Origin of the sequence: Roseibium algae (genome assembly GCF_037783265.1) — a bacterium.
In the GTDB taxonomy this organism is placed as follows: Bacteria; Pseudomonadota; Alphaproteobacteria; order Rhizobiales; family Stappiaceae; genus Roseibium; species Roseibium algae.
On the sequence record NZ_JBAKIA010000011.1, the window covers coordinates 17848 to 42490 of the forward strand.

Below are 24643 nucleotides of genomic sequence, written 5' to 3' on the forward strand. Positions count from 1 at the left end.
GGAGACCTGAGATGGACTTGATCAAATCGCTGTTTGTATCGGCATCAGGCCTTAAAGCCCAAAATGGGCGTATGAGGATTATCGCCGAGAATGTCGCCAATGCGGATTCAACGGGGCGGACGCCTCAAGATGATCCTTACCGCCGAAAAGTGCCGTCATTCACGAGCCATTTCGACAAGGCCGTTGGTGCCGAAGTCGTTGAGCTAGGCCGTGTTTCAGAAGACACGAGCCCTTTTAATACCATTTACGAGCCCGGACATCCTGCGGCCGATGAGGAAGGCTACGTCCAGACGCCGAATGTCAACACGCTCATTGAGACGGTGGATATGCGTGAGGCGCAACGCTCTTATGAAGCGAACCTGAATGTGATCGAGGCAACCCGGCGCATGGTTCAAAAGACAATCGATATCCTGAGGGCCTGAGGGTCCGATCAGCACTGGCGTGATTTGCGCTTGTGTTTGACATAACAACACAGAGGCCACCAAGCCATGTCCACCCCATCAGTTGCAAACAACGCCTACCAAATGGCTGCAAACCTTGCCCGCAAGACAGCCTCTCCAGAGGATACAATGCCAAGTACCACTGGTGTTGATTTCGGGCAGATGGTTCAGCAGGCGGTCGAGAGCGTTGTCGACAAGGGCCGTGGGATGGATGATAAATCCATCGGACTTGTCGAGGGGCGTACGGATGTTGTGGATGTTGTGACTGCGGTTGCGGAAACCGAGGTTGCTCTTGAAACGATGGTCTCCGTGAGAGACAGGGTGATATCCGCCTATGAAGAAATCATGCGGATGCCGATCTAGCGTTCTGCCCCCCTATACCGCTTCCGGATATTCGCCGGATCTTTTATCTCGTGTGTTGAAAGACTGCTTATGACCGGTGGTGAAGTTCTGGATATTGGCCGTGAAGGGGTCTGGACCATGATCCTGGTCGCGGGGCCGGTTATGATCGTAGGGCTTGTCGTTGGTGTTGTGATTGCCTTGTTTCAGGCATTGACACAGATTCAGGAAATGACACTCGTTTTTGTTCCGAAAATCCTAGCAATCTTTTTTACCCTGATGCTGACAATGCCTTTCATGGGGCAGCTGTTGGCCACATTCACGGCTCGGATTGGTGAGCTGATTCTGGTTCAGCCAACGTGAACTGGAAAGGGGCGGCATGACACTGCAGCTTTCTTTCCTGCCGGTGATGGCAACCCTCTTCATGCTCATGTTTGCCCGTTTGGGCTCAATGTTGATGTTGATGCCAGCACTGGGAGAGACTTCCATTCCCATGCGCGTTCGTCTGGTGATGGCGCTCATGTTGACATTGGTGCTTTATCCGGTCGGTTCGTTGACCTATCCGCAGAATGTGACCGAGAACCTGCCGCGATTGCTATTGCTTATGTTCGGTGAAATGGCATTTGGCCTAGTGATTGGCTTAAGTGCCAAAATGATCACCTTCGTGCTTCAGACCGCAGGTGTCATCATTGCCAGTCAGTCAAGTTTGGCAATGGCGCTCGGTACGGATGTGACCAATGCCGGACAGCAGGGCACGTTGGTGTCCAACTATCTGTCGATTATGGGAGTCACTCTGATCTTTGTGACAGACACGCATTATCTGATTATCGCAGCAATGCATGACAGCTTTACGCTTTTTCCTCCTGGTGGCTGGCTGCCCATGGGGGATTTTGCCAAGATGGCGACCGAATCTGTCGCCAATGTATTTTCCATCGCGGTGCGAATGAGCGCGCCGTTCCTTGTGGTCGGCATCGTTTTTAACTTTGGCCTTGGCTTGTTGAACAAGCTCATGCCTCAAATGCAGATCTTCTTTATTGCCATGCCCGCAAGTATTGCGATTGGGCTGGGGCTCCTGATGGTGCTGATGTCGACGATGATGACCTTCTATATGGGACATCTTCAAGACGCCCTCGGCCAGTTCGTAGCAGGATAAGGGGCCGATATGGCAGAAGGTTCCGACGATTCGGAGAAAACCGAGGACCCCACCCAAAAGCGCTTGAAAGAAGCGCATGACAAGGGGGACGTTCCCAAATCTCAGGAGGTCAGCACGTGGTTCACTTTGGCCGGTGCGACCCTTATGATTGCTGTTTTCGCGCCGACTGTTGCGAGTTCGCTTACGACTTTGATGAAGGGTTACATTCAGCATTCCTATCAGATGCCGGTTGATGGTTATGCCCTTCGTGCCTTGTGGCGCGACACTGGTGAGTCCCTGGCCGTTATCGTCGGACTGCCACTTCTGGTGCTGGTCGTTATGGCTGTCGCGGGAAATATGGTGCAGCATCAGCTGCTATTTACAACGGAGACCATCAAGCCGAAGCTCTCCAAGGTCTCGCCTGCCTCTGGTTTTAAACGCATGTTTTCGGGCGAAAGTCTGGTGAACTTCGCAAAGGGGCTGATCAAGATGGGCATTGTCGGCTCCATCATGGTCGCCGTCTTGTTGCCTCACGCTGATGAGGCTGAAACGATCATTTTCGCCGATGTGGTTCTTATTCTGGAAGAAACCAAGGTTCTGGTTCTGGAGGTCCTGATTGCTATTCTGGCCGTCATGACTGTGGTGGCCGGGGCGGATTTCGCTTACCAGAAGCACAAGTGGTTCGAGAAGCAGAAAATGTCGCTTCAGGAAGTGAAAGAAGAATACAAGCAGACGGAAGGCGATCCGCATATCAAGGGTAAAATCCGGCAGTTGCGGATGGAGCGTGGCCGCAAGCGTATGATGGCAGCAGTGCCTCAGGCGACTGTGGTGGTCACCAACCCGACGCACTATGCGGTTGCCTTGAAATATGAGGAGGGCATGGGCGCTCCATTATGTGTGGCAAAGGGAACAGATACGATTGCTTTGCGGATCCGGGAGATGGCCAAGGGGCTGGATATTCCGGTGATCGAGAACCCGCCATTGGCCCGGGCTCTCTATGCCACTGTGGAAATTGACGGGGAAGTTCCCGAAGAACACTACAAGGCGGTCGCAGAAGTGATCGGCTTTGTCTTTAAAATGCGGAAACGCGCGGGATGGCGCTCAAATTAGGCGTCCATTGGTTGAAATTCCATGCATTGCAAAGAATGCTTGGGGAGGCTCGGTTAACCGATTCGAGCCGGGGAGTTATTGGAATGAGTGATCTGGACGGCGCGCCGAGCGAGCCGATGATCGACCGGCCGGAACGGACCGGAAATATTTGGCTGCTGATTGCACTGGCTTTGGCGCTGGTGAGCGCTGCTGCGGCATTCGCCGTGGTCGGTAAAGAACAGTCGCAACCGTTCGTTCTTGCACTGCTCGGGGTGTTGGGCGTTGTAGGCGTGTTTTGCCTGTTTGCAGGGGCTATCGGTTTCTTGCGCTTCGGCACAGGACGTGGGGGTAATCCGATTGCTTCTGCATTTCTGCATTCGCTTGATGACGGGGCCTTGATCACGGATGTCGAAGGTCGTCTGATCTATGCTAACCAGTCCTATGGAGACCTGACCGGCGCGGAGACCGCTGCCGACATCCGGGTTCTGGAACGTGTCTTCTCAAGCGATCCGGATGCCGCCGATGCTATTTTCCGTCTGGCGCAGGCCATGCGAGATGGACGCAGGGCGCAGGAAGAAATCCGCATGCCGCTGCCTCTGGGGCGCAACGAGGGCACGCCGCGTTGGTATCGGGTTTCTGTCCGTCCATTGATGTTGACACGCAAGGAGGGCGGTACTGGACGTCGTCTGGCTGTGTGGCAGCTTGCCGATATCACGAGAGACCGGGCTGATCAGGAAAACTCATTCCAGGAACTGCAAAGGGTTATCAATTTTCTCGACCATGCACCAGCGGGCTTTTTCTCCTGCGACAGTGAAGGCCGGATTGTCTATCTCAATGCAACGCTGGCTGATTGGCTTGGCTATGACCTGGCGCAATTTGAAGCCGGAGAGCTGGGCCTTGGCGAAATCGTGCGCGGAGATGGCACGGAGCTGATCCGTTCGGTCAAAGGCCTTGCAGGTGAGGTTAAAAGCGAAACTTTCGATCTTGATTTTGTTGCCCGCAATGGCCGCGGGTTTCCGGTTCGTTTGCTGCATAGAGTTCCTTTTGGTGAAAACGGACAGGCTGGTGACAGCCGGACGCTTGTGCTCAATCGTTCACGCGGGGAGGAGGCGTCTGAAGCTCTGCGCGCTGCCGAAGTTCGCTTTGCGCGGTTCTTCAACAATACACCAATTGCGATTGCATCACTGGACATCGAGGGTCGCGTTCTGCGCACCAATGCGCCTTTCTTGAGGTTGTTTGGCGCAGTTGATCTCAGCGGTGATCCACCAAAGCTTGATAATTATGTGGCTGAGAGTGGCCGCGAGAACCTTGCAACGGCTCTGGAGGCTGCGGCCAACGGCATCAGCGAAATCGCGCCTATTGATATTCCGCTCAGCAGCGGTACCGATCCTCGCTCAGCAACCTTTTATGTCTCTGCGGTGCAGGAAGGCGAGGGCGACGGCGAGGCTGCCATCGTCTATGCGCTGGAGACCACTCAGCAACGCACCCTGGAAGCTCAGTTTGCCCAGAGCCAGAAGATGCAGGCCATCGGCCAGTTGGCAGGCGGCGTTGCGCACGACTTTAACAATGTTCTGACTGCGATCATCGGCTTTTCGGATTTGCTGCTGTCGAGCCATCGCCCGACCGATCCGTCCTTCCAGGATATCATGAACATCAAGCAAAACGCCAACCGGGCAGCTGGACTTGTCCGTCAGTTGCTGGCGTTCTCGCGTCGCCAGACCTTGCGGCCTCAACAACTTGAGCTGAATGACGTTCTGGCGGATCTGTCGATCCTGCTGGATCGCCTGCTGGGTGAAAAGGTTGAGTTGAAGGTGGTGCACGGCCGGGACCTCTGGCCGGTGATGGCCGATCTCAACCAGCTTGAGCAGGTGATTGTCAATCTTGCGGTCAACGCCGGGGATGCGATGGCCGACGGCGGCAAGCTGACCATACGCACGTCGAATGTGTCTGAGGCTGAATCGACCGAGTTTGAAAACACCCGGGGCATGCCACCTGGCGAATACACTTTGGTGCAGGTGACAGATACTGGTCATGGCATGCCTGCCGACATCATGGCGAAGATCTTTGACCCGTTCTTCTCGACCAAGGAAGTGGGCAAGGGTACTGGGCTTGGGCTGTCGACGGTCTATGGCATCGTCAAGCAAAGCGGCGGCTTCATTTTCTGCGCCAGTGAAATTGATGCTGGCACCACATTCCGCTTGTTCTTGCCGCGGCATATTCCGGCCTTTGTTGAAAAACCGGTGATCGAAGCCAAGCTGGAAGAAGAGAAAGTTGCCGATCTGACAGGATCTGCCTCGATTCTGTTGGTTGAGGACGAAGAAGCTGTGCGGGCCTTCGGTGCCAGAGCGCTCGCCTCACGCGGCTATACAGTGTTTGAGGCGGGGTCCGGCACGGAAGCTCTGGAAGTGATGGAAGAAACGGGCGGCAAGATCGATCTTGTGGTGTCCGATGTGGTGATGCCGGAGATGGACGGACCGACGCTTCTTGTCGAGCTGCGCAAGACGCAGCCAGACCTGAAGATCATTTTCGTCTCAGGCTATGCAGAGGATGCGTTTGAGGAAAACCTGCCGGCCAACGAGAAGTTCTTCTTCCTGCCCAAGCCATTCACGCTGAAGCAGTTGGCAACGACCGTGAAGGACGTTCTCAACAGTTAGGCTTTGCGGGCAAGCAGCCATCAAAAAGCTGATGCGCGGGCAATCGCGCATCAGCTTTTTTGTGTCAGTAGCAGGTGCATGGCCCTTGATTTAAGGTGTGGCCAAGGCCGCACCGCGTGTCATGGCTTCAACCAGTGCCTTGACCTCTGCTTTCAAATTCGCAATTGGCACACCGACAAATTGAGCTTGAAGCGAGAGATGAACCACGCCGTGGACAGCGGCGAAGGTGGTGCGGGCCCGCAGCATGAGTTCATCAGTTGAAAGGTCAGGTCGTAATCTGGCAAGGGGCGGAACGATTACCTCGATGAGAGCCGAATGGGCTTGTTTGTAGCTGTCGGGCACTTCGTGGCCTTTTGGCAATCGGTGCTCAAACAGCGCCAGCCACTTGTTATGGTTCTCAATCGCGAAGTCAGTATATGTGGCTGCCAAGGCTTGCATCACGGCATCCGGGGAAGCGTCTTGACCGGAGCTTGGCCTGGAGCCTTTAGGGGACACGGCGGCATTCAAAGCCTCTCCCATTTGAATGAGCGTGCGAAGGTTGACCTCCAAGATCAGCATGTCGAGGTCATCGACAACATTATAGAGCGCGCCGAGTGCGCAGCCGGCGCGTGCCGTCACATCGCGGGCTTTAAGGCCCTTCAATCCCTTTTCCCGCAGCTCGATTTCTGCAGCTTCGATCAAGCGTTGCCTTAGTTGGGCACGTTTGGCTTCTCGGTTGGTTGTCATCGATATTCTACTTTTTTGAACGATGTTCAAAAATAACTTGAACATCGTTCACGGTTTTGCTAGGGCTAATTCATGAACGATGTTCATAACAATGGAGGCAAAGATGTTCAAGATGATTAGCACTCTTATTCGAAGCCGCAGTTACGATGCTGCTGAGGCATTCACAGATGAAAATGCTCTTTCCATTCTGCGACAACAGTTGAGAGACGCAGGCGAAGGCTTGATGCAAACCAAACGGGCTGTTGCTGTGGTCATTGCCTATCAGGCCCGTGAGAAGAAAACAGCCGAGCGGCTTTCAGGTCAGTTGTCAGACCTTGAGGAGAGGGCGCTTGATGCCATCCGGCAGGGCCGGGACGATTTGGCGAGCGAGGCCGCTTCTGCAATCGCGGATGCTGAAGCAGAATTGGCTTCCACCGAAAAAGCGCTTTCTCATTACCGCAACGAAATCATTAAATTACGCGAACAGGTCAGTCTCTCGGAGCAGCGGTTGCGCAGTCTGCAGCGGGGGAAACAGATCGCCGATGCAGCCCAGAGAACTCAAAAACTTCGTGGCACCATGCCAAGCGGAGTTCATGCCAGCCTGCGCGAGGCAGAAACCACTCTGGAACGGCTGCAGAGCCGCCAGGACCACGCAGAGGAGGTTGAGGTTGCGCTGGTTGAGCTGAACAGCACGTCTAGTACCAGCTCAACTGTCGCGCGGCTTGCTGCTGCTGGTTGCGGGGCCCCGCTTAAGGCTGATGCAGCAAGAATTCTGGACCGTTTGCGGGCCAGAGCTGAATAGTTGACACCAACGCGGATTGGCCAACGGCCATTTATTGAACTGTCCGATCTGAACAGGGCGATACCTTCCTCAGGCGTCCTAATCAAACTGCGATTAAATCAGCCGTACGGCGGCAAAAAAGGAGAAACATCATGTCTCATTACCAGCCTAAGGGAACAAATGCCTGGAACCTCTTTACTTATTTCAACTTCGCTGTTGCCGCCTTTATGATGGGGGTTGGCATTTGGTCTCTGGAGGCTAGTTTCTCTGCCAAGGGATATTACGCAATGGCGGCTTTGATGTTGGTCTATTCGACGGCTGCGATCACCAAAGCGATACGTGACAAGGACGAATCTGATCGTATTTATAACAAGCTCGATGATGCCCGTACCGAGCGCCTTTTGTCTGAAGCCTCAACACATGAAGTTGTCTGATACCGAAGTGCCGGGTGGAGTGCGTCCATCCGGCAGCACGATAATGATTTGAAGAAAATAGTAAGGTCGGGGTGGTTCCAGGGGAACTGCGCCCGGTCTGGGGAACATTATGAGCCGCGTTTTAAGAGTCCTGTCGCATGTTGTTTTTAGCCTAATTCTAATCGCCGGTGTGGCATGGACTGCTACCGCCGTGTGGTTTCATTTGTCTGGCGGCGTTCAGCTTTCTGCTTATGTTGGCCTTGGAGCAGGTGTTCTCATTGTTCCTGCTCTGTATTGGCGATCCAAGGTCTTGTCATGGGGCGCTTTGATTGTCGCAGGTCTTCTGGTTGGTGGCTGGTACCAGACGATAACGCCGCAACAGGACAGGGATTGGGCGGCTGACGTTTCACGCGGTGTCACGGCACGGATCGAAGGCGATCAGGTTACATTGGGTGATATCCGTGATTTTGAATGGACGTCTCCAACTGAGGCAAAGCAGAATTGGGTGACCCGCAACTACGATCTTTCAAAGCTGGAAACCGTAGACATGATCACCTCTGTCTGGAGCAGCTCGGACATAGCACATCTGCTGGTCAGTTTCGGCTTTTCTGATGGAGAGCACGTGGTGTTTTCAGCCGAGATTCGCCGTGAAGTCCATGAAACTTTCAATGAGATTGGAGGGTTCTTCCGTCAGTTTGAACTGGTGCTGATCGGGGCGACGGAGCGTGACATCGTCAAATTACGGACAAATTATCGCGGAGAAAACGTCAGCGTTTTCCCTGTGGAACTGACACCTGCGCAGCGTCGAACTATGTTCCTGTCTTTTGTCGACTTGGCTCAGAAGCTTGAATCCAAATCTGCTTTTTATAATACGGTGAAAGCCAACTGTACGACGGTGGTCTACCAACTCGCCAAAACCCTTCAACCGAACTTACCGATGGATTGGCGTTTGGTTCTGTCGGGGCACCTGCCGGAGTATCTATTTAATCTGGGTGTTCTTGGCGGAGAGGGGTCTCTGGACGCGCGTCGCGCTTCGGCGCACATATCTGACCGAGCACGTCAAAACGTTCCGGGAGTGGCGTTCTCGCAGCTGATCCGGTCTGAATAATATTTGAAAAATTAGCTGACATTCGCCGTCAAAAAGGACTTTTAGCGCGGCGCATGTTGGCGCTGCGCTTTACGTTTTTAAACAGCTATCCATCAAACCGGCGGGCAGACGCTGCCGTTTTCAGCGCGGGACTTCAGGCCACGCAGGCTTTCCATCGTGTTTGGATTGCCTGGGAGGACAAAGCTTTGCTCCAGGGCTGTCCGCGCATTGTTGATGACGGCAACATCTTGAACGGCGAGCGTCTTGCATTGGCTCCCGGTGAAACGCACGCGAATCCGAACGACCCTTATGCCGTTGTCGGACGGGCCAAACTCAGCGTCGAGCGCCGGGTTTTCACCAGTCATGGTTCGTTCCATAATCACCATGTTGGCGCCATCCTGTATAACTGCGGTGCCTTTTTCATGGGCGCTGGACACCAAGGCTGCACGAACAGCTGGAGGGGCTGCTGCAATCGTAACGCTCTGAGCACCTGTTGGAACACTCAATTGTGGCTGTTCTGGCAAAGAAGGTGGCCGCGGTGAGCTTTGGCAAGCGGCCAAAGTGACAAGAAGAGAGATGGCGAGCAGCTTTTGCATAAGCTTTCCTTGCGGTCTGCAGTCGGCGTCACGAGATGTTTCCAAGTGGGCAGGGCCCATGCAACCACCGTGATGGTAAAAAATAATGACACAATGTGTCTTAAGCTGAATAAATACTACCGTAAAGGAAGTTTGGAGGGTGGCCTTCTATCGACTAGAAGGTATCCCCAGTAGAGAAGCCTCCGCCTCCAAAGTTACCTCCAGAACTGAAGCCTCCGCCGGATGATGAACCGCCGTTGCCACCGCCTCCAAGACCTCCGCCACTGAAACCGCCACCCATGGAACGCGGCAAGCCTGAGCCTCTCGGAAAACCGACGCGGCCACCGCGTGGTTTCCGGCGCTTGTGGCTCTTTTGGGCGCGCGTCCAGTAGTCAGCGCCTGTGATTGCGCCTTTGACAAGCTCACCGAGCAACACTGTGGTCAGGTTGTTGTCGGAAAAGGTCGAGTCCCAAGTGTCATAGCCGCTGCGGCGGAACTTCTGGGTCACTTGTGACAATTCGGAGCGACGGCGCGTGATATCACGCAGAAGTTCGCGGTCCTGACGCATTTCACGTTGAAACCGGTCTATTCTGTCGAGTTGGTCCTCGATACGTCGAATGATCCGCTCATCCTCGGGGGAAGGGGTACTGAGCGCCTCTCGCCATAGATCACGCAAGTCATCAGCCTTGAGTGAGAGAGAAAGTTTTTCTTCAGCCTTGAGAAAACCGTCATCTTCTCCTCGGGAGAAATCCTGCAAGGCATCGCTCAACGTGTCGATTGAGCGCTCCAGGGCATCGAGCTCGCTGTCCATTGAAGAGATTTCCTGACCGAGGGTGTCAATGCGGGCGGCAAGGTCTTCACCTGCAGTGTGGGTCAGGGCCGCCCGGCTCATCTCAGCCAGAAGTGCATCTTCATGAACGACCTGCTTTTCACAACGCTCCGCGTGACGGGCAATCCGCTCTGGAATGCTGGTCAGCATGGCATAATTTGCACGGGCATCATGAAACCGGATCAGCCGGGCGACCCAACCGTCGAGCGAGCGAATTATGCCACGTCGTTTGTATTCGGGTGTGCCAAACCCTCTTTGCCAGAGATAGAGGAACAAAGGATCGTTTTCATAGGCCTTGCCCTTTTCCTTGCGGTCCTGGAGAGAGGTCCTGGCTTTTTCAGCTGCGGCATTGGCTGTCTTGGCGGCGTCTTCGGCGCGCGCGCGTTGGGCTACAAACGCTGCGTCCTGCTCCAAAAGCCCGTCAACTTCCTCCATCAGGCCATCCATTTTGCCCGATGCGGCTTCTGCTTCAAATGCCTTTGCTTCGCGTTGTTTTTGCAGCTCTTTGTGGGCAGTCTCTTTCTGGCGTAGCTGGTCGGTGAGGACATTGTAGTCTTGAGAACGCTTTTCCATCAATTGGCGGGCATCGCGTGCGGCCGTATCCAGCCGTTCATCAAGGGTTTCAGCCGCATGATTGTCGAGCCTGAAACGAGCCAGTTCCTTATAGGCATCGCTTTGCTGGGACTGAATGTCTGTTACAGATCGGGTCACCCGCTCAATGCGGCTGGACAGGTCTGTTTCTTCACGGCGCAGGTCTGTCTGCGCCTGTTCGATGCTGGAGAGCGTCTGGCGTCCGGTCAGCATGATCGTGCGACCTCCTCAGGCGATATGCCATCGTAGTTTACCATTTTGTGATCGCTCCGTCCTGAACGCCTGTGGTCCAATCAACGTCGCGCTGGCCTCGTTCTTTGGTGCCGATCAGTGCTTTTTGGACGATGCCGTCATCTTTTTTGTCGTTGCGGACCTGATCGAACAGGCCTTTGCTGACACGTTGTGCCCAGATGGTCACGTCTTTGGATTTGCTGTCTTCTTCTGACAGGACTTTTCGGCTGATTGCTTTGCCGTCCGGATCCAGAGCTTCGACCACAAGATAATAATTGTTCACCTTGCGGTTCACATCCGGGATCCGTGTCACGCCGGTTGGAGTGCCAGGCCGGGAAACAATGCGTACGGTGAAGACTGCAGACAGGTCGCTTGCAAGCTGGGTGAGATCTGTGACCGACTTTCTGGCAGCATCGGCATCGCCATCCTTGGCGGCAATCAGTCCGTCGGCCTGAATACGGGCTGCATCGGACTTGACGTCAGGGTCCTGGGCCAGTGCGGCAATACGTTCGCCAAGGGTTGCGAGGCGTGCGGGCAATTGCTCGGCAAGTTCTATCTTCAAGGCTGCCGCTGCTCGCTCACGGGGGGCAATGATCAAAAATTGCCAGGCTGCCACGGCGATGACCACAACAAGCAGCACACCGGCAGCCCACTTTGACCAGCGCAATCGACTGACATAGACAAGGGCCAGCATACGCTGAAACCCGGATGCGGGCGGGGCGTAGACGAAGCGGTCTTCCTTGAGCCCTTCGACACCTGATTGCAGAATATGATCAGGGACTTCGATGCCTTGGGATGCGTATATTTCCCGCAAACGGTCGATCATGCCAGCATCGCGATCTTGCGCGCCCAGCTCCTTCATCACAACAGATTCATCGTGGCGGAGCGTGTCCACCACATCCATTGCCATCATCAGATCGTCGAGCGGGGCCTCTGCCTTTTCCGCCATAAAGCGTCGTCTCCGCTAGATGAACACCGGGATGGATCAAGCTAGATGCTGGATCATCCCGGTGACTTTGTTTCCGCTTCGAATGTCACTGCAAGAGCCTATCAGAACCTGTTGCCAAATGCTGGTCACCAAGTGCATGTCAGCCGGACATTCAGCTGGTCAGGGCATTGCCCTCAGCAGCAAGTTTGGCAAGACGGCGTTTGCCATCTTCCACAGCCGTTCTGATTTCCTCGGAGTTCTTGGTGGACATGTCACGCATTTCATTGATGATTTCGCGTGACTGAACCTGGAAATTGACCACTGAATCCACCAGCTTTTTCACTGAAGCAGCAGCGACTGTCGGCCCGTATCCAGCCTTCAAAGCTTCCGTTTGAACGGCATCGCCGATGTCAGCCAGAGTTTCCAGGCTCTTGTTAATGCCTTCCTTCATGGCATTCAGCGTCTCAGTGGATTCGTGCAATCCCTGAAGGCCGGTGAAAGACGCATTCAAGGCCGTCAAAACAGATTCATTGGTCGAGAAGAAGCTGACAGACTGGGCATAAACCCGTTCCTTGGCATTGGTGGTCTGCATCAGGCGCGCCATGATGACTTCAGATGTGTTGTATCCAATGGTCAGATTGTCCGACAGATCCTTGGCGATCTGATAGCGCTTTTCTTCATCCTGCATCGCGCGCAGTTTTTCATCGCGGGCGAGTTCCAGACGGGCCTTGTTCGCTGGATCTTCGCCTGAATAGGCGGCCACTTCAGCCGAGGAGGCTTCCAGTTCGGTTTTTGCCGAGTCCATTTTTGAGGTGGCGATGTTCAGGATTTCAAGAGCCTGAACTTCAGCCTGTTTCAGGGCACCACGAAAATCGCGGTAGGAATCCAGAATTGTCTGTTCGCGCTCAATCTGATCTTTCGTGGCACGGGCGACTTCCTTGTAGGTGTCGCGAATGTCGTCAAAGCGGTCGGAGATTGTGCCACGGCGCATGTCGCGCCACTTGTTCGACATGGACTCCATGAAGGAAATCTTGCCATCAGCCAATTGGTCAACCAGCGCTTTTGCATCGTCACGAATCGAACTGAAAGCGCCGGTGATTTCTTCATAGCGCTCACCGATGTCCATCTGGCGAACCTGATTGCGAACGACTTCGTTGAAGTGAGAGGTTTGTCCAAGCGTCCGGGTGATGATCAGAACCTTGTCAGGGGACAGATCGGAGATCTGCTCCAAAAGGGCGTTGATCGGAGCATCAGTCTCGGTTTCGGGTGTGATGCCGAGATCGCGCAGTTTTCCCAACGCGCGGTCAAGATACTGCAAGGGCGTGACACTGGTGGAGGGAGCCACCTGAGCACCCTCTGTTGCGCCATGTCCTGTCACTTCAACCATTGCAATATACTCCCAATCTTCAAGGCCGTGAGCTGTGCCCAAGCGGCATATATTGTCTGTCGTCCCTTAGCAGATTAACTTGGTCAAGGTGACGCCATGGTGTCAACGGCTTAAACGGTTCCGTTGCAACCTTGCTCGCGAATAGGGCCTATCTGTGACCTGACTACGACAGGTTGCCAGGTCATAATCCAATCACAGTGGCAGTTTTAGCCTGCTGCAATCACCCTATCGGCGACTTCGGCGTTTATTTGCTCGCCCGAGCCACGGCAATACGTGCAGCCAGGCGAGCGTTGTTGCGCACCAGTGCGATATTCGTGTCGAGAGAGCGACCATCTGTCAATTTCAAAATCGTCCCGAGGACAAAAGGAGTGACTTCCTTGCCGGTGATGCCGTTCTGGTTTGCCTGGGCGATTGCCGCGTCTATGTAACCAGCCATTTCGTTCTGTGGGATTTGGCTTTCTTGCGGGACCGGATTTGCGATCAAAACACCGCCGTGGCTGCCGAAAATTTCGCGCGTTGTTAGAAGTCGGGCGATTTCCTCTGGCGTGTCCAAACGGTAAGGGGCGGCCAGTCCGCTGTTGCACGACCAGAAGGCTGGCAATTCATCTGTTCCAAAAGCGATGACCGGAACGCCTCTGGTCTCCAGAACTTCCATTGTCTTGGGGATGTCAAGCAGGGCCTTTGCACCGGCCGAGACCACAAGCACGGGCGTTTGGCTGAGTTCATCAAGATCTGCTGAGATATCAAATGTCTCTTCTGCACCCTTGTGAACGCCGCCAATGCCACCCGTGGCAAAAACAGAAATACCGGCTGCATAGGCGGCCATCATGGTCGCCGCAACTGTTGTCGATCCCGGACGCCCGCTTGCAACTGCAAAGGCCAGATCTGCGCGGGAGCACTTCATGACGTTTTCGGCTTTGGCCAGCCGGTCCAGATCATCATCATCCAGGCCAATGCGAATGCGGCTGTCCAGAACAGCGATGGTCGCGGGGATCGCACCTTCTGCCCGGATGTCAGCTTCCACAAGGCGGGCTGTTTCCACATTGCTGGGAAAGGGCATGCCATGGGTGATAATGGTGGATTCCAGAGCCACGACGGGTTTGCCTTCGCTCAGGGCTGTCCGAATTTCCGCGGTCGGGGCAATCAAGTCGGCAGGGGTCACGGTTGATCTCTTTCACATCAGGGAGGTGCGGAAACTGCATCCGCTTTTGGCTTATATAGAAAGTCGATGGGTCTCCGTCGAGTTGCGTTCTTCGAACTTGGCCAGTTTTCTCTCATTTGACAGAGTTGTGGCCTCTGGAGCGCAGGATGTTCAGCTTTTGCTCATCGCAGCCCAGGTGAGAATGTCGGGTGCGGCACCGGAAGCTTGCAAAGTAATCAGTGCAGCCTTCTGGCCGTATGTCAGGGCTTCGTGCAGGTCAGCACCTCTTGCCAAACCCGCCAGCGTTCCGGCAATCAAAGCATCGCCTGCGCCCGTCACGTCGACGATCTCAGCGCTTGGTGAGTGAAGCTCTCCAGTTGTGGTGCCTGTTCTGTAATGAAGCGGCGCTGCGCCAGCTGTGATGACAACTGCGGAGCATCCCTGATCCAGCAAGATGGCCGATAATTTTTCTGCCTGAGTATCGTCTGGCAAGTCTGTCAGCGCGGCAGCTTCGCTTGTGTTTAAAATGAGCAATGAGAGTTTGGGCAGGACGCTCTTCAGGCGAGGGGCCTTGGCAATTGATACGGCGTCGGCAACAAGGCGCGCTGTTGGCGCAAGCCCTGCAAGACCTTCCAGAATATCGGCAGGTAGATTGGCATCCAACAGCCAGAGCGCATCTTTGGGCAGGCCGTTCGCCGAAGCTTGAAAATGCTCCATGGAGGCAGTGCTCAAGACCTGGTCATCAATGCAAGCCGCAGTGAGGCTGCCATCTGGATCATGCAAGGCAAGATATTGTCCTGTGTCGAATCCTTGCCGTTCCTGAATATGTGACGTGATGCCATCGCGCTGGAGCTGTGCCTGAATGGCTAAAGCCGCAGGATCTGCACCAGTAACGCCAATCAGATGTGTGTCGATGTCGAGTTTGGAGAGTGTTCGCGCAACGTTTGTTGCCACCCCACCGGGTTTTGGATCAAGCCTTGCCGGGGTCGATGTGTCCCGCAAAATAGCCCTGTCCGCATGGGCGATGATATCCCAATGGATCGCGCCAAAGCAGGCTACTGGACAGATAGAAGCAGGGTGTGATGGGGAGCCGTGCATGTCTGGCCTTTGCAATGGGTCGTTCGCGGTGCGGTAAAACTCACTGGAAGCATGCGATACTCCGTGAGTTGAGTTGGTCGTTTGGTTATCAGGCGGGATGACAAGGGGCAAGAGACAGAGAATCAGGTCGGTGATCGCATCTGATTCTGGGTATAACTTTTTCGAGTGCAGAATTTACGTTGCGTAATATTTAATTAAAGTGATTGGAACATTACTAGAACACTTTGATATTTAACGTTAAAAAACAATGACTCATGGCACCTTGTAAAATGAGAACAAAAAAGGTACAAAAGGACAGTTTGAAACGACGGGTCCATCGTGGAATAAGGAACATGAGCCATGTCACAGAGTACATTACGTCTCGTAGAGAGCAGCCAGATGGATAAGACAAAAGCGTTGGATGCAGCGCTATCGCAAATTGAACGTGCTTTCGGCAAAGGCTCCATCATGAAGATGGGAGCCGGTCAGGTTGTCGAGATCCAGTCTGTGTCGACCGGATCTCTTGGTCTGGACATTGCCCTTGGTATCGGCGGATTGCCGCGTGGGCGTGTCGTTGAGGTTTATGGTCCGGAATCTTCCGGCAAAACAACCTTGACGCTGCATACAATTGCCGAGGCCCAAAAGGCAGGAGGGATCTGCGCATTCGTTGATGCGGAGCACGCCTTGGACCCGATCTATGCCCGTAAACTTGGCGTCAACATTGATGACCTGCTGATTTCACAGCCTGATGCCGGTGAACAGGCGCTGGAAATCGCCGATACGCTGGTCCGCTCCGGGGCGATTGATGTTCTGGTAATTGATTCCGTTGCTGCCCTGACACCCAAGGCCGAGCTTGAAGGCGAGATGGGCGATAGTCTGCCCGGTTTGCAAGCTCGTTTGATGAGCCAGGCGCTGCGCAAATTGACCGCATCGATTTCTAAGTCGAAATGCATGGTCATCTTCATCAACCAGATCCGTATGAAGATTGGTGTGATGTTCGGCTCACCGGAGACCACGACCGGTGGCAACGCCTTGAAGTTCTACGCGTCTGTTCGACTTGATATCCGGCGTATCGGTGCGATTAAGGACAAGGACGAAGTGACCGGAAACCAGACCCGCGTCAAAGTGGTGAAGAACAAACTGGCGGCTCCATTCCGCCAGGTGGAATTCGACATTATTTATGGCGAAGGCATTTCCAAGGTTGGCGAACTCATCGATCTCGGTGTTAAAGGCAATATTGTCGAAAAATCAGGTGCCTGGTTCTCTTACAACAGCCAGAGGCTTGGTCAGGGCCGTGAGAACTCCAAGCAGTTCTTGCGTGATAATCCTGCAGTGGCCGATGAGATTGAATTGGCCGTTCGTCAAAATGCCGGTTTGATTGCTGAAGCGATCATTGATCCAAAAGGCGCTGACGAAGACGTCGAGGATTGATCTGCAGGCCTAATCGCTGATCCCTGGAACGGGCAGGTCTGGTTTTATAAGCCAATAATAATAACCCTTCGTGCCTGCAGGTGCGGAGGGTTTTCGTTTTTGAAGCTTGTTCTCACACAGTGGGAATTTTCTTTTGGCGCTGACAGGCAGGTATTTAGGACACATGCCGTTCTGGACAGCCCCCCGCCGGAAAGATAAAAGGCAAGTTCAACCGGGTGAAGACACGATAGGCGGCCCGGCCCAAGATAGATTGCCCTGCTGGAACCGGCAGGCAGGACCTAGGTGAGACACCGTATGACCGGCGTGAATGAAATCCGATCCACATTTCTGGATTATTTTAAAAACAACGACCACCATGTGGTCGAGTCCGGCCCGCTGGTTCCGCGAAACGATCCCACCCTCATGTTCGCAAATGCGGGAATGAACCAATTCAAGAATGTCTTTACCGGTCTTGAGACTCGGGACTATTCGCGCGCTGTGACTGCGCAGAAAGTTGTCCGTGCCGGCGGTAAACACAATGATCTGGACAATGTTGGCTATACGGCGCGCCATCACACATTTTTCGAAATGCTCGGCAATTTCTCCTTCGGTGACTATTTCAAGGACCGGGCGATCGAGCTGGCGTGGAATCTGATCACCCGCGAGTATGGTCTTCCTGCCGAAAAACTTGTCGTGACAGTCTATTCCGAGGATGAAGAGGCTGCTGTTCTGTGGAAGAAGATCGCAGGTTTGACTGACGAGCGGATCATCCGCATCCCAACATCAGACAACTTCTGGACCATGGGCAACACAGGGCCATGTGGGCCGTGTTCTGAAATCTTCTATGATCACGGAGAGCATGTTGCAGGCGGCCCTCCTGGAAGCCCGGATGAGGACGGTGATCGTTTCATCGAGATCTGGAATCTGGTGTTCATGCAATATGAGCAGACACCGGACGCAAGACTTGATCTGCCACGCCCGTCTATCGATACTGGAATGGGCCTTGAGCGTCTGGCTGCAATCCTTCAGGGCGTTCACAACAACTATGATATTGACTTGTTCACCGCGCTCATTGGGGCATCTGCCAATGCAACCGGTGTTGAGGCCGATGGTGCTGCTCTTGCCAGCCACCGGGTCATTGCCGATCACCTGCGTTCTACTGCATTCCTGATCGCTGATGGGGTTCTGCCGTCAAATGAAGGCCGCGGTTATGTCCTGCGCCGGATCATGCGGCGCGGTATGCGCCATGCGCATCTTCTGGGCTCCAAGGATCCAGTTCTGTTCAAACTGGTCTCCACGCTTATACGGGAGATGGGGCAGGCTTATCCTGAGCTTGTGCGCGCTGAGGCCTTGATCACAGAAACGCTGACCCTTGAGGAAAAGCGGTTCGGCAAGACGCTTGATCGCGGCATGGGGCTTTTGGAAGGTGCTACGGCTGAGCTGGCTGAGGGTGGGCAGCTTGATGGCGAAACAGCTTTCAAACTCTATGATACATTCGGTTTCCCGCTGGATCTGACCCAAGACGCATTGAGGCCTCGCGGCATTGACGTTGATACAGATGGGTTCGCTGCGGCGATGGAGCGGCAAAAGGCCGAGGCTCGGGCGAATTGGTCCGGCTCCGGCAGCTCGGCAACAGACACAATCTGGTTCGGCCTCAAAGAGAAATTTGGCGCGACAGAGTTCCTTGGCTATGAAACCGAAAAAGCCGAAGGCGTTGCGCTCGCACTTGTACTGGAGAGCGACGAGGTTCCACAGCTGATAGCTGGCCAGTCCGGCTTTGTGATTTTGAACCAGACGCCGTTTTATGGCGAATCCGGCGGCCAGGTTGGCGATAAAGGCGTACTCAGTGCACCGGGTCTCAAGGTCCAGGTTACCGATGTTCACAAGAAGGCTGATGGTCTGTTTGTTCATTCGATCACGGTCGAAGAAGGCACACTGACTGTGGGTGCTGCCCTTGAGCTGCACGTCAATCCGGCGCGCCGTGGCGCGATCCGTTCGAATCATTCGGCAACTCACCTTGTGCATGAAGCGCTTCGCGAAGTGCTTGGAACTCACGTTGCCCAGAAGGGTTCGATGGTGTCTCCAGATCGACTGCGGTTTGACTTCTCTCATCCCAAGCCGATGAGTGACGAGGAGTTGGCCACCGCCGAGGGCTTTGCCAACGAAATCGTCCTGCAGAACGCCTCGGTGGAAACCCGATTAATGGCCGTTGATGATGCGATTGAAAGCGGCGCGATGGCGCTTTTTGGCGAGAAATATGGCGATGAAGTGCGCGTTGTGACCATGGGGACGGCCCTTCATGGCGACAAGGCTGGCAAAGCCTATTCTGTTGAACTTTGCGGTGGCACACATGTAAACCGGACAGGTGATATCGGGCTTGTCACACTGGTCAATGAAAGCGCAGTTGCTGCCGGTGTGCGGCGCATTGAGGCTTTGACGGGGCAGGCTGCGCGGGCTTACCTGGACGAACAGGACAAGCGGGTTCGCAATCTTGCAAACCTTCTGAAGGTTGGCGCAGGCGATGTGACTGCCCGTGTTGCCCAGCTGGTGGATGAGCGCAAGCGGCTTGAAAAAGAGCTTGGCGAAGCCAAGAAGAAACTTGCCATGGTCGGTAATTCAGAGACTGGCGAAGCAGCTGTCAAAACAGTTGGTGCGTTCCAGTTGATCGCGCGCACGGTCGATGGCATCAGCCCGAAAGACCTGAAGGGTCTGGCGGACCAGGCCAAGACCCAGCTCGGGTCCGGCGTTGTGGTGCTGATCAATGTTGCAGACGATGGCAAAGCGGCCATCGTGACTGCGGTCACCAAGGACATGACCGATAAGGTCACGGCCGTTGATCTCGTCCGCATCGGATCGGAAGCCCTTGGCGGCCGTGGTGGCGGCGGTCGGCCAGATATGGCTCAGGCCGGTGGTCCCGACGGATCCAAGGCAGGCGCTGCTATCGAGGCTATTGAGGCTTATCTGACAGCGCTTTGATGTCGGGTCTTGTCGATATCGGCACCTGGATTGGCGGCGGTGCGCAGCAGTAAACGCGCGGGGGTGCCTGAAATTCTGGCTGGGGCTCCTGATTGGGAAGCCCCAGGTCAGGATTGAACGTTACCGTTGAGTCTGGCCGCGGACTTGATGCCAGAATCGGGCCGATCTCTTCGATCTTGTTGGTCCAGACGTAACCAATGAAATGATCTGGGATCACCTCTGCAGGATGTTGTAGCGCTTCTATGCCACCATAGCCTTTAAGCGGGCCTGTCAAAATGACTGTTGTGCCATTGTTCTGCATGCGTTGCTGGAAACGGTTTGGCCACCCCCATATTAGCCAGGTGTAATCAGACGGGATCATCAGGCGTGTGTTTTTACATGCGTCCGGAACATGGCCTGACCAGCCAAGAGCAATATATTCTTTCAGGCAGGATTTGATCCCGTCTTTGGTGAAGCCCATGATGTCAGGCATGAGCTCATGGGCCCGGTTCGTTGGAATTTCGCCGCCATAGACAGACCAGATACTGTCGCGCCACCGAGGGTTTTCTGCCAACAATTTGGCAAGGGCATCAGCTTCTGTGCTGTCCTTGCTTTTGAAGTTGACGAGAAACTGGCCTTCGGGAAATCGGTTCAAGACCTCGGTCAAGCTGGGCATGAGGCCGATGCCCTTGCCACGAAAAGGGAATGTTTTTCCGCCGTCAGCGGTATAGCCATATCCGATGTCAAGCTTGCGGAGTGCATCCATGGATTGGGCGCGTACGGGGCCGCTTCCTTCTGTCCGGCAGTCCAGGGTCCAGTCATGGAATACGGCGAATTGACCGTCTGTTGTCGGAGCGACATCCAGTTCGATCACATCTGCGCCAGCGGCAAAAGCCGCCTCCATCGAAGGTATCGTGTTTTCCAGATACTCATGCGTGGGGGAATTGATGCGAGTTGCAGTGCAATCGTCCCGCTTCAAGTCTTTGGAAGAATAAGTTTGATGAATACCCCTGTGGGCGATGAGGTGGATGTTGGCATCAGGGGCAGGTGCAAAGCGGGAAGCATTTACAAAGTGGAGACCAAGGGCAATGGCGATGAAAGCAAAGAGCGTATTGCGCATGGGGAAATCTTATCCGGGACATAAATTAGTCGAGAATTACAAGAGGAATGAATTTTGATTTCACTTTTTACAAAGTAATGGGGCGACACAGTGTCCTACTGCCATTTGTATTTCAAATCTAATTTATGGATTAGTGTATGCATAAAATGCATATGTTTTAACGGCTAAGGATACTTAATGAGTAGATCTCTTAATTTGGGAGACGTCAAAGATATTCAACTGTGCAACTGATAAATGATTTCTGCATATAACTCTCAGATGCATTTTGTTTTTGTTGCACTCGAATAACATCTCCGGCCTTATGCGATTGAGTGTAATAACCATGGCAATCTTACGGAGGTGTGTTTTGGAGCTTATTCTCTCCGTTCCATCCGTTCTGGTATGTCTTTCGTCTATTTATCTGTTTTTCCTCGTCCTTGTTTCGGTTGCGCTTGTCAGGTCGCCATCGGCCATGCACTTGCGTTGTTGGGCATTCACCTTTTGGGCACCTGCCATTGGCGGCTTGCTGATAGCTTGCCGGTCTTTCGTTCCACTTTGGGTCAGCGATTACATTGGTTGCATGTTGTTTCTGATGGGACTTGGTTGTGTTTGGATGGGGATGCGATCGTTCCAGGGGCGAATGATTGATGTGCGTATACCTGCATTTGTTGCCCTTGGTTTTATACCGCCGGCCATTTGGGCGGACAGGTCAGTAGATACGTTTGCACTTTGGCGCGAGATTTACATTTTCTTTTTTGCAGCCATGTTCTTTTTTCTGGCCGCTTATGAAGTTCGCAAGGGAAAAATGGGCGAGGTTCTTCCATCGGCTCGCTATGCGTTCTCGGCTTACGTCAGCTTTGGCCTGATCCACGTCGTTGCCATTTGGTTTGCGATCGAATGGCCTATTGAGTTCAATGGTTTTATCCCTGTTTCCAACTGGCTCTTTGTTTTTACCGTCTTGTCCATGTTGCATACCGTAGCTGTTGCATTTCTGGGCGTGGTCCTGGCGAAGGATAGGGCCGAGCTTAAGATTAAGCGGCTTGCCTATACTGACGAACTGACTGGCCTGAACAATCGGCGCGCCTTTTTGGAGGGGGTGCAGGGAATGCTGTCTGAGGAGCAGTGCGGTGGTGGAACATTTCTCATCATTGACATTGATCACTTCAAGCAGGTCAATGACACCTATGGCCATCAGGTTGGTGACATTGTGCTGCAACGCTTCGGTCATTTCTTGAAGTCGATCTCGAACAATCGGACAATCTGCGGCCGTATTGGCGGCGAAGAGTTTGGAATATATTTGCCTGGCCTGCTGGGCCCGTCCCTTGATCTTCTCGCTGAGAATATCTGCAAGGCAACAGCACTTCTGGATGTTAGGTATGCAGGCCAGATTATTCGTTTCACTATCAGTATTGGCTTAGCGGATACAAAGACCACCGAGTTTCGGTTTGAACGTCTCTATGAAGATGCTGATTTGGCGCTCTATCGCGCAAAACGACTTGGCCGTAACACTTGCTGTCGGTTCGACAGGGATCTTCAGGATCCTGACATGGAGCCTGTTATGGATGAGATTGTCCAGCTGTCTGCGTGATAAGCGGGTGAGGATGGCGTGCGCAAATCAATGAATTGCCGCTCTTGAGAGCAAAATTACATTTGAAATCTATGACTTTGTGTTTCTGCGTTTTTCCGTATAGGCATGAGTGGTTTACGGGGCTTGTCGCTTTTGCAACTAATGCCTCTGATCCTAATTGTGGCTTTCTCGAAACGCACAAGAGTATCTGAGTGACTAAGCAAAAGACTTTTAAACGATTTCTCTTCGGCCTGCTGGAGGACACTGGCGATCATCGTGTCGCTGCCCGCGCGATCCGGCAGGGGATCGTGGTGTTGATTGTCCTCAATGTAGCGCTAGCGGTGCTTGAAACATTGCCAGAGGTCCGTGCCTCCTACGACGGCATACTGATCTATGTTCAGCTGCTATCGGGTTTGATCTTCGTTATTGAGTATGGATTGCGCCTCTACGTTTCAGACTTGCATCCGCCGTTGCGTCGCTACGGGCCATTAGGCGCACGTCTGCGTTATGCGCTTCATCTGGATGCGGTCGTCGATCTGATTGCGGCCCTGCCGTTTCTCTTGGTTATTTTTCTACCGGATAATTCATTTACGGTGGTTGTTGTTCTCAGATTGCTGCGGTTTTTAAAGCTTGCGCGTTACTCCCCAGCGATTCGCTCGCTTTTACAGGCGATTGCGAGTGAACGTTGGGCCTTGATGGGCGCGACCATGATTGTGTCCGGGGTGATCCTGTTGGCAGCTACCGTGATGTACCTGATCGAGAATGATGCCCAGCCAGACAAGTTTAATAGTATTCCCCATGCGATCTGGTGGGCAATTGCAACGGTGACAACGGTCGGTTACGGCGATGTTGTTCCGGTCACGGGATTGGGTAAAACCGTTGGTGGCTTCTTCATGCTGCTTGGCTATGGCTTGATTGCGCTGCCGGTCGGTATCATCGCATCGGCTTTTGCTCGTGAGATTCACAGTCGTGATTTCGTGGTCACCTGGTCGATGGTTGCACGCGTGCCGCTCTTTGAAGACCTTAAAGCGACGGAAATTGCTGATGTTGCCCGTTTGCTTCAGGCGCAGAAGGTGAAGGCTGGTAAAATCATTGCCGAGAAGGGAGATGTTGCTGATCGGATGTTTTTCATATCCGAAGGCACCGCTGAAATCGAACTGAACAGTGGAACAGTCTATCTATCGAATGGCGATTTTTTCGGCGAGTTGGCGCTGATTCATCAGCGACCCAGAAAGTCGACAATCAAGGCGTTTCATGATTGTGATCTTCTGGTTCTTGAGGCCCATGCCTTGCAGTTGATGATGGAAAAAGCACCCGGGTTGGCAACGAAGATCCTGAAGGAAGCTGAGCGCCGACATGACGAGGCTCTGAATGCGGCTGGTGATCTGGCCAGCGAAGAGCTGGCACAAGCTGATGTGGTTCGCGGTGAGGAAGATACCGATCAGTCTGAAATGTTCTCAGATGATAAAGCGCGGCCAGAGGATGTGAGTGATGATGAAAAACCTTCCAGTTAACCGCGCTTATGACGGGGTGCGGGCATCATGAAAACCATTGGTATGCTTGGTGGAATGAGCTGGGAAAGTACCCAGACCTATTATCAAATGCTCAATCGCATGGCGCGTGAAAAGCTGGGTGGCCTGCATTCGGCGCAACTTCTGCTCTGGTCGTTCGACTTTGCGGAAATTGAAGCCTGTCAGGCTGCTGGAGACTGGGATCGTGCGCGTGCTCTGATGATCCAGGCGGCGCGGCGGGTGGAGCTTGGTGGGGCTGCTAGCTTGGTGTATCCAGCTGCCCCTCCTGAGCCTTGTAGAAATACTGACTGGCAACCAACCACCCTTTCAGGGGACGCAAGGGCGGTATGCATGTCAGCAGAATAATTGGCAGTGTCGTAACCAAATGAATCCAATAGGGCGCGGTGTGAGCGATTTCGAGCCACATGGCAAAGGCGACAGCCGGTATGCAGCCAAAGCAGATGACGAAGAAGGCCGGGCCGTCAGCGGGATCTGCAAAGCTGTAGTCCAGACCGCAGCACTCGCACTTAGGTTTGAGGGTCAGGAACCCGTTAAACAGATGACCTTCGCCGCAGCGCGGGCAACGACCCTTTATGCCTGTTTCAAACGGCGGGATTGCTTTCCAGTTGCGGCCCGAGTTGCGCTCAGTGTCCATTTTAGCTCATCCTGATCTGAAATCATAAAGAGGTGCAAGGCAGCGCC

Annotated in this window: 23 protein-coding genes; 14 read left to right on the forward strand and 9 right to left on the reverse strand. The window is 53.8% G+C overall.

The features are described 5' to 3' along the window. Positions 1 to 11 precede the first annotated feature (11 nt). From flgC to cckA, 6 genes are all read left to right on the forward strand, one after another. On the forward strand, positions 12 to 422 hold the full coding sequence (gene flgC, locus V6575_RS15120; protein ID WP_340275504.1) for a flagellar basal body rod protein FlgC: 411 nt from the start codon (positions 12 to 14) through the stop codon (positions 420 to 422). Positions 423 to 488: 66 nt separating this feature from the next. Then, a complete protein-coding gene (gene fliE / locus V6575_RS15125; RefSeq protein WP_340275506.1) occupies positions 489 to 803 on the forward strand; it encodes a flagellar hook-basal body complex protein FliE in 315 nt (104 codons plus the stop codon). Between the two features lie 69 nt (positions 804 to 872). After that, on the forward strand, positions 873 to 1142 hold the full coding sequence (fliQ, locus tag V6575_RS15130) for a flagellar biosynthesis protein FliQ (RefSeq protein ID WP_340275508.1): 270 nt from the start codon (positions 873 to 875) through the stop codon (positions 1140 to 1142). Between the two features lie 16 nt (positions 1143 to 1158). Further along, positions 1159 to 1932, forward strand: coding sequence for a flagellar biosynthetic protein FliR (gene fliR, locus V6575_RS15135; RefSeq protein ID WP_340275509.1), 774 nt, complete (start codon positions 1159 to 1161; stop codon positions 1930 to 1932). A gap of 9 nt (positions 1933 to 1941) precedes the next feature. Further along, positions 1942 to 3021 (forward strand): flagellar biosynthesis protein FlhB, encoded by a 1080-nt coding sequence (gene flhB / locus V6575_RS15140; RefSeq protein ID WP_340275511.1) that lies wholly within the window; start codon positions 1942 to 1944, stop codon positions 3019 to 3021. 83 nt (positions 3022 to 3104) lie between these two features. Continuing rightward, positions 3105 to 5654 (forward strand): cell cycle histidine kinase CckA, encoded by a 2550-nt coding sequence (gene cckA / locus V6575_RS15145; protein WP_340275513.1) that lies wholly within the window; start codon positions 3105 to 3107, stop codon positions 5652 to 5654. 90 nt (positions 5655 to 5744) lie between these two features. Here cckA and V6575_RS15150 read toward each other — a convergent pair whose 3' ends face one another. Beyond that, on the reverse strand, positions 5745 to 6380 hold the full coding sequence (locus V6575_RS15150) for a TetR/AcrR family transcriptional regulator (RefSeq protein WP_340275515.1): 636 nt from the start codon (positions 6378 to 6380) through the stop codon (positions 5745 to 5747). Positions 6381 to 6483: 103 nt separating this feature from the next. Between V6575_RS15150 and V6575_RS15155 the strand changes: the two genes are divergently transcribed. The 3 genes from V6575_RS15155 (at position 6484) to V6575_RS15165 (ending at position 8661) form a co-directional block, all read left to right on the forward strand. Next, positions 6484 to 7161, forward strand: a complete 678-nt coding sequence (locus V6575_RS15155) for a PspA/IM30 family protein (RefSeq protein WP_340275517.1) — start codon at positions 6484 to 6486, stop codon at positions 7159 to 7161. Between the two features lie 131 nt (positions 7162 to 7292). Further along, entirely contained in the window at positions 7293 to 7574 is a 282-nt protein-coding gene (locus V6575_RS15160) for a YiaA/YiaB family inner membrane protein (protein ID WP_340275519.1), read from the forward strand. Positions 7575 to 7683: 109 nt separating this feature from the next. Continuing rightward, a complete protein-coding gene (locus V6575_RS15165; RefSeq protein ID WP_340275520.1) occupies positions 7684 to 8661 on the forward strand; it encodes an Lnb N-terminal periplasmic domain-containing protein in 978 nt (325 codons plus the stop codon). Positions 8662 to 8753: 92 nt separating this feature from the next. Here the strand turns inward: V6575_RS15165 and V6575_RS15170 are convergent, their stop codons facing one another. The 6 genes from V6575_RS15170 to V6575_RS15195 form a co-directional block, all read right to left on the reverse strand. Next, complete coding sequence (locus V6575_RS15170) at positions 8754 to 9236, reverse strand: hypothetical protein (protein WP_340275522.1); 483 nt, start codon at positions 9234 to 9236, stop codon at positions 8754 to 8756. 154 nt (positions 9237 to 9390) lie between these two features. Next, on the reverse strand, positions 9391 to 10848 hold the full coding sequence (locus V6575_RS15175; RefSeq protein ID WP_340275523.1) for a hypothetical protein: 1458 nt from the start codon (positions 10846 to 10848) through the stop codon (positions 9391 to 9393). A 37-nt stretch (positions 10849 to 10885) separates the two neighbouring features. Beyond that, on the reverse strand, positions 10886 to 11815 hold the full coding sequence (locus V6575_RS15180) for a DUF6384 family protein (RefSeq protein ID WP_340275524.1): 930 nt from the start codon (positions 11813 to 11815) through the stop codon (positions 10886 to 10888). A 151-nt stretch (positions 11816 to 11966) separates the two neighbouring features. Continuing rightward, complete coding sequence (locus tag V6575_RS15185) at positions 11967 to 13181, reverse strand: cell surface protein (protein ID WP_340275525.1); 1215 nt, start codon at positions 13179 to 13181, stop codon at positions 11967 to 11969. Positions 13182 to 13425: 244 nt separating this feature from the next. Then, positions 13426 to 14343: a pseudouridine-5'-phosphate glycosidase gene (locus V6575_RS15190; protein WP_340275526.1), complete on the reverse strand. Its 918-nt coding sequence runs from the start codon at positions 14341 to 14343 to the stop codon at positions 13426 to 13428. A gap of 150 nt (positions 14344 to 14493) precedes the next feature. Next, positions 14494 to 15420 (reverse strand): carbohydrate kinase family protein, encoded by a 927-nt coding sequence (locus V6575_RS15195; protein ID WP_340275528.1) that lies wholly within the window; start codon positions 15418 to 15420, stop codon positions 14494 to 14496. A 339-nt stretch (positions 15421 to 15759) separates the two neighbouring features. Here V6575_RS15195 and recA point away from each other — a divergent pair, with 339 nt between their 5' ends. Together recA and alaS are read left to right on the forward strand one after the other, a co-directional pair. Beyond that, a complete protein-coding gene (gene recA / locus V6575_RS15200) occupies positions 15760 to 16830 on the forward strand; it encodes a recombinase RecA (protein ID WP_340275529.1) in 1071 nt (356 codons plus the stop codon). Positions 16831 to 17124: 294 nt separating this feature from the next. After that, positions 17125 to 19785, forward strand: a complete 2661-nt coding sequence (alaS, locus tag V6575_RS15205) for an alanine--tRNA ligase (RefSeq protein WP_340275530.1) — start codon at positions 17125 to 17127, stop codon at positions 19783 to 19785. Here the strand turns inward: alaS and V6575_RS15210 are convergent. Then, entirely contained in the window at positions 19757 to 20884 is a 1128-nt protein-coding gene (locus V6575_RS15210; RefSeq protein WP_340275532.1) for a glycerophosphodiester phosphodiesterase family protein, read from the reverse strand. The genes alaS and V6575_RS15210 overlap by 29 nt on opposite strands. Positions 20885 to 21230: 346 nt before the next feature. Here V6575_RS15210 and V6575_RS15215 point away from each other — a divergent pair, with 346 nt between their 5' ends. The 3 genes from V6575_RS15215 (at position 21231) to V6575_RS15225 (ending at position 24307) form a co-directional block, all read left to right on the forward strand. Further along, positions 21231 to 22451, forward strand: coding sequence for a GGDEF domain-containing protein (locus tag V6575_RS15215; RefSeq protein ID WP_340275534.1), 1221 nt, complete (start codon positions 21231 to 21233; stop codon positions 22449 to 22451). A 191-nt stretch (positions 22452 to 22642) separates the two neighbouring features. Further along, on the forward strand, positions 22643 to 23944 hold the full coding sequence (locus tag V6575_RS15220; RefSeq protein WP_340275535.1) for a cyclic nucleotide-gated ion channel: 1302 nt from the start codon (positions 22643 to 22645) through the stop codon (positions 23942 to 23944). A gap of 27 nt (positions 23945 to 23971) precedes the next feature. Then, on the forward strand, positions 23972 to 24307 hold the full coding sequence (locus V6575_RS15225) for an aspartate/glutamate racemase family protein (protein WP_340275707.1): 336 nt from the start codon (positions 23972 to 23974) through the stop codon (positions 24305 to 24307). Here V6575_RS15225 and V6575_RS15230 read toward each other — a convergent pair. Continuing rightward, positions 24201 to 24596, reverse strand: a complete 396-nt coding sequence (locus V6575_RS15230) for a DUF983 domain-containing protein (protein ID WP_340275537.1) — start codon at positions 24594 to 24596, stop codon at positions 24201 to 24203. The genes V6575_RS15225 and V6575_RS15230 overlap by 107 nt on opposite strands. Positions 24597 to 24643: the final 47 nt, after the last annotated feature.

Excerpts from the sequence above, each read along its gene's own strand:
- flgC (WP_340275504.1), top strand. The coding sequence starts at position 12 with ATGGACTTGATCAAATCGCTGTTTGTATCGGCATCAGGCCTTAAAGCC.
- fliE (WP_340275506.1), top strand. The coding sequence starts at position 489 with ATGTCCACCCCATCAGTTGCAAACAACGCCTACCAAATGGCTGCAAAC.
- fliQ (WP_340275508.1), top strand. The coding sequence starts at position 873 with ATGACCGGTGGTGAAGTTCTGGATATTGGCCGTGAAGGGGTCTGGACC.
- fliR (WP_340275509.1), top strand. The coding sequence starts at position 1,159 with ATGACACTGCAGCTTTCTTTCCTGCCGGTGATGGCAACCCTCTTCATG.
- flhB (WP_340275511.1), top strand. The coding sequence starts at position 1,942 with ATGGCAGAAGGTTCCGACGATTCGGAGAAAACCGAGGACCCCACCCAA.
- cckA (WP_340275513.1), top strand. The coding sequence starts at position 3,105 with ATGAGTGATCTGGACGGCGCGCCGAGCGAGCCGATGATCGACCGGCCG.
- V6575_RS15150 (WP_340275515.1), bottom strand. The coding sequence starts at position 6,380 with ATGACAACCAACCGAGAAGCCAAACGTGCCCAACTAAGGCAACGCTTG.
- V6575_RS15155 (WP_340275517.1), top strand. The coding sequence starts at position 6,484 with ATGTTCAAGATGATTAGCACTCTTATTCGAAGCCGCAGTTACGATGCT.
- V6575_RS15160 (WP_340275519.1), top strand. The coding sequence starts at position 7,293 with ATGTCTCATTACCAGCCTAAGGGAACAAATGCCTGGAACCTCTTTACT.
- V6575_RS15165 (WP_340275520.1), top strand. The coding sequence starts at position 7,684 with ATGAGCCGCGTTTTAAGAGTCCTGTCGCATGTTGTTTTTAGCCTAATT.
- V6575_RS15170 (WP_340275522.1), bottom strand. The coding sequence starts at position 9,236 with ATGCAAAAGCTGCTCGCCATCTCTCTTCTTGTCACTTTGGCCGCTTGC.
- V6575_RS15175 (WP_340275523.1), bottom strand. The coding sequence starts at position 10,848 with ATGCTGACCGGACGCCAGACGCTCTCCAGCATCGAACAGGCGCAGACA.
- V6575_RS15180 (WP_340275524.1), bottom strand. The coding sequence starts at position 11,815 with ATGGCGGAAAAGGCAGAGGCCCCGCTCGACGATCTGATGATGGCAATG.
- V6575_RS15185 (WP_340275525.1), bottom strand. The coding sequence starts at position 13,181 with ATGGTTGAAGTGACAGGACATGGCGCAACAGAGGGTGCTCAGGTGGCT.
- V6575_RS15195 (WP_340275528.1), bottom strand. The coding sequence starts at position 15,420 with ATGCACGGCTCCCCATCACACCCTGCTTCTATCTGTCCAGTAGCCTGC.
- recA (WP_340275529.1), top strand. The coding sequence starts at position 15,760 with ATGTCACAGAGTACATTACGTCTCGTAGAGAGCAGCCAGATGGATAAG.
- alaS (WP_340275530.1), top strand. The coding sequence starts at position 17,125 with ATGACCGGCGTGAATGAAATCCGATCCACATTTCTGGATTATTTTAAA.
- V6575_RS15210 (WP_340275532.1), bottom strand. The coding sequence starts at position 20,884 with ATGCGCAATACGCTCTTTGCTTTCATCGCCATTGCCCTTGGTCTCCAC.
- V6575_RS15225 (WP_340275707.1), top strand. The coding sequence starts at position 23,972 with ATGAAAACCATTGGTATGCTTGGTGGAATGAGCTGGGAAAGTACCCAG.
- V6575_RS15230 (WP_340275537.1), bottom strand. The coding sequence starts at position 24,596 with ATGGACACTGAGCGCAACTCGGGCCGCAACTGGAAAGCAATCCCGCCG.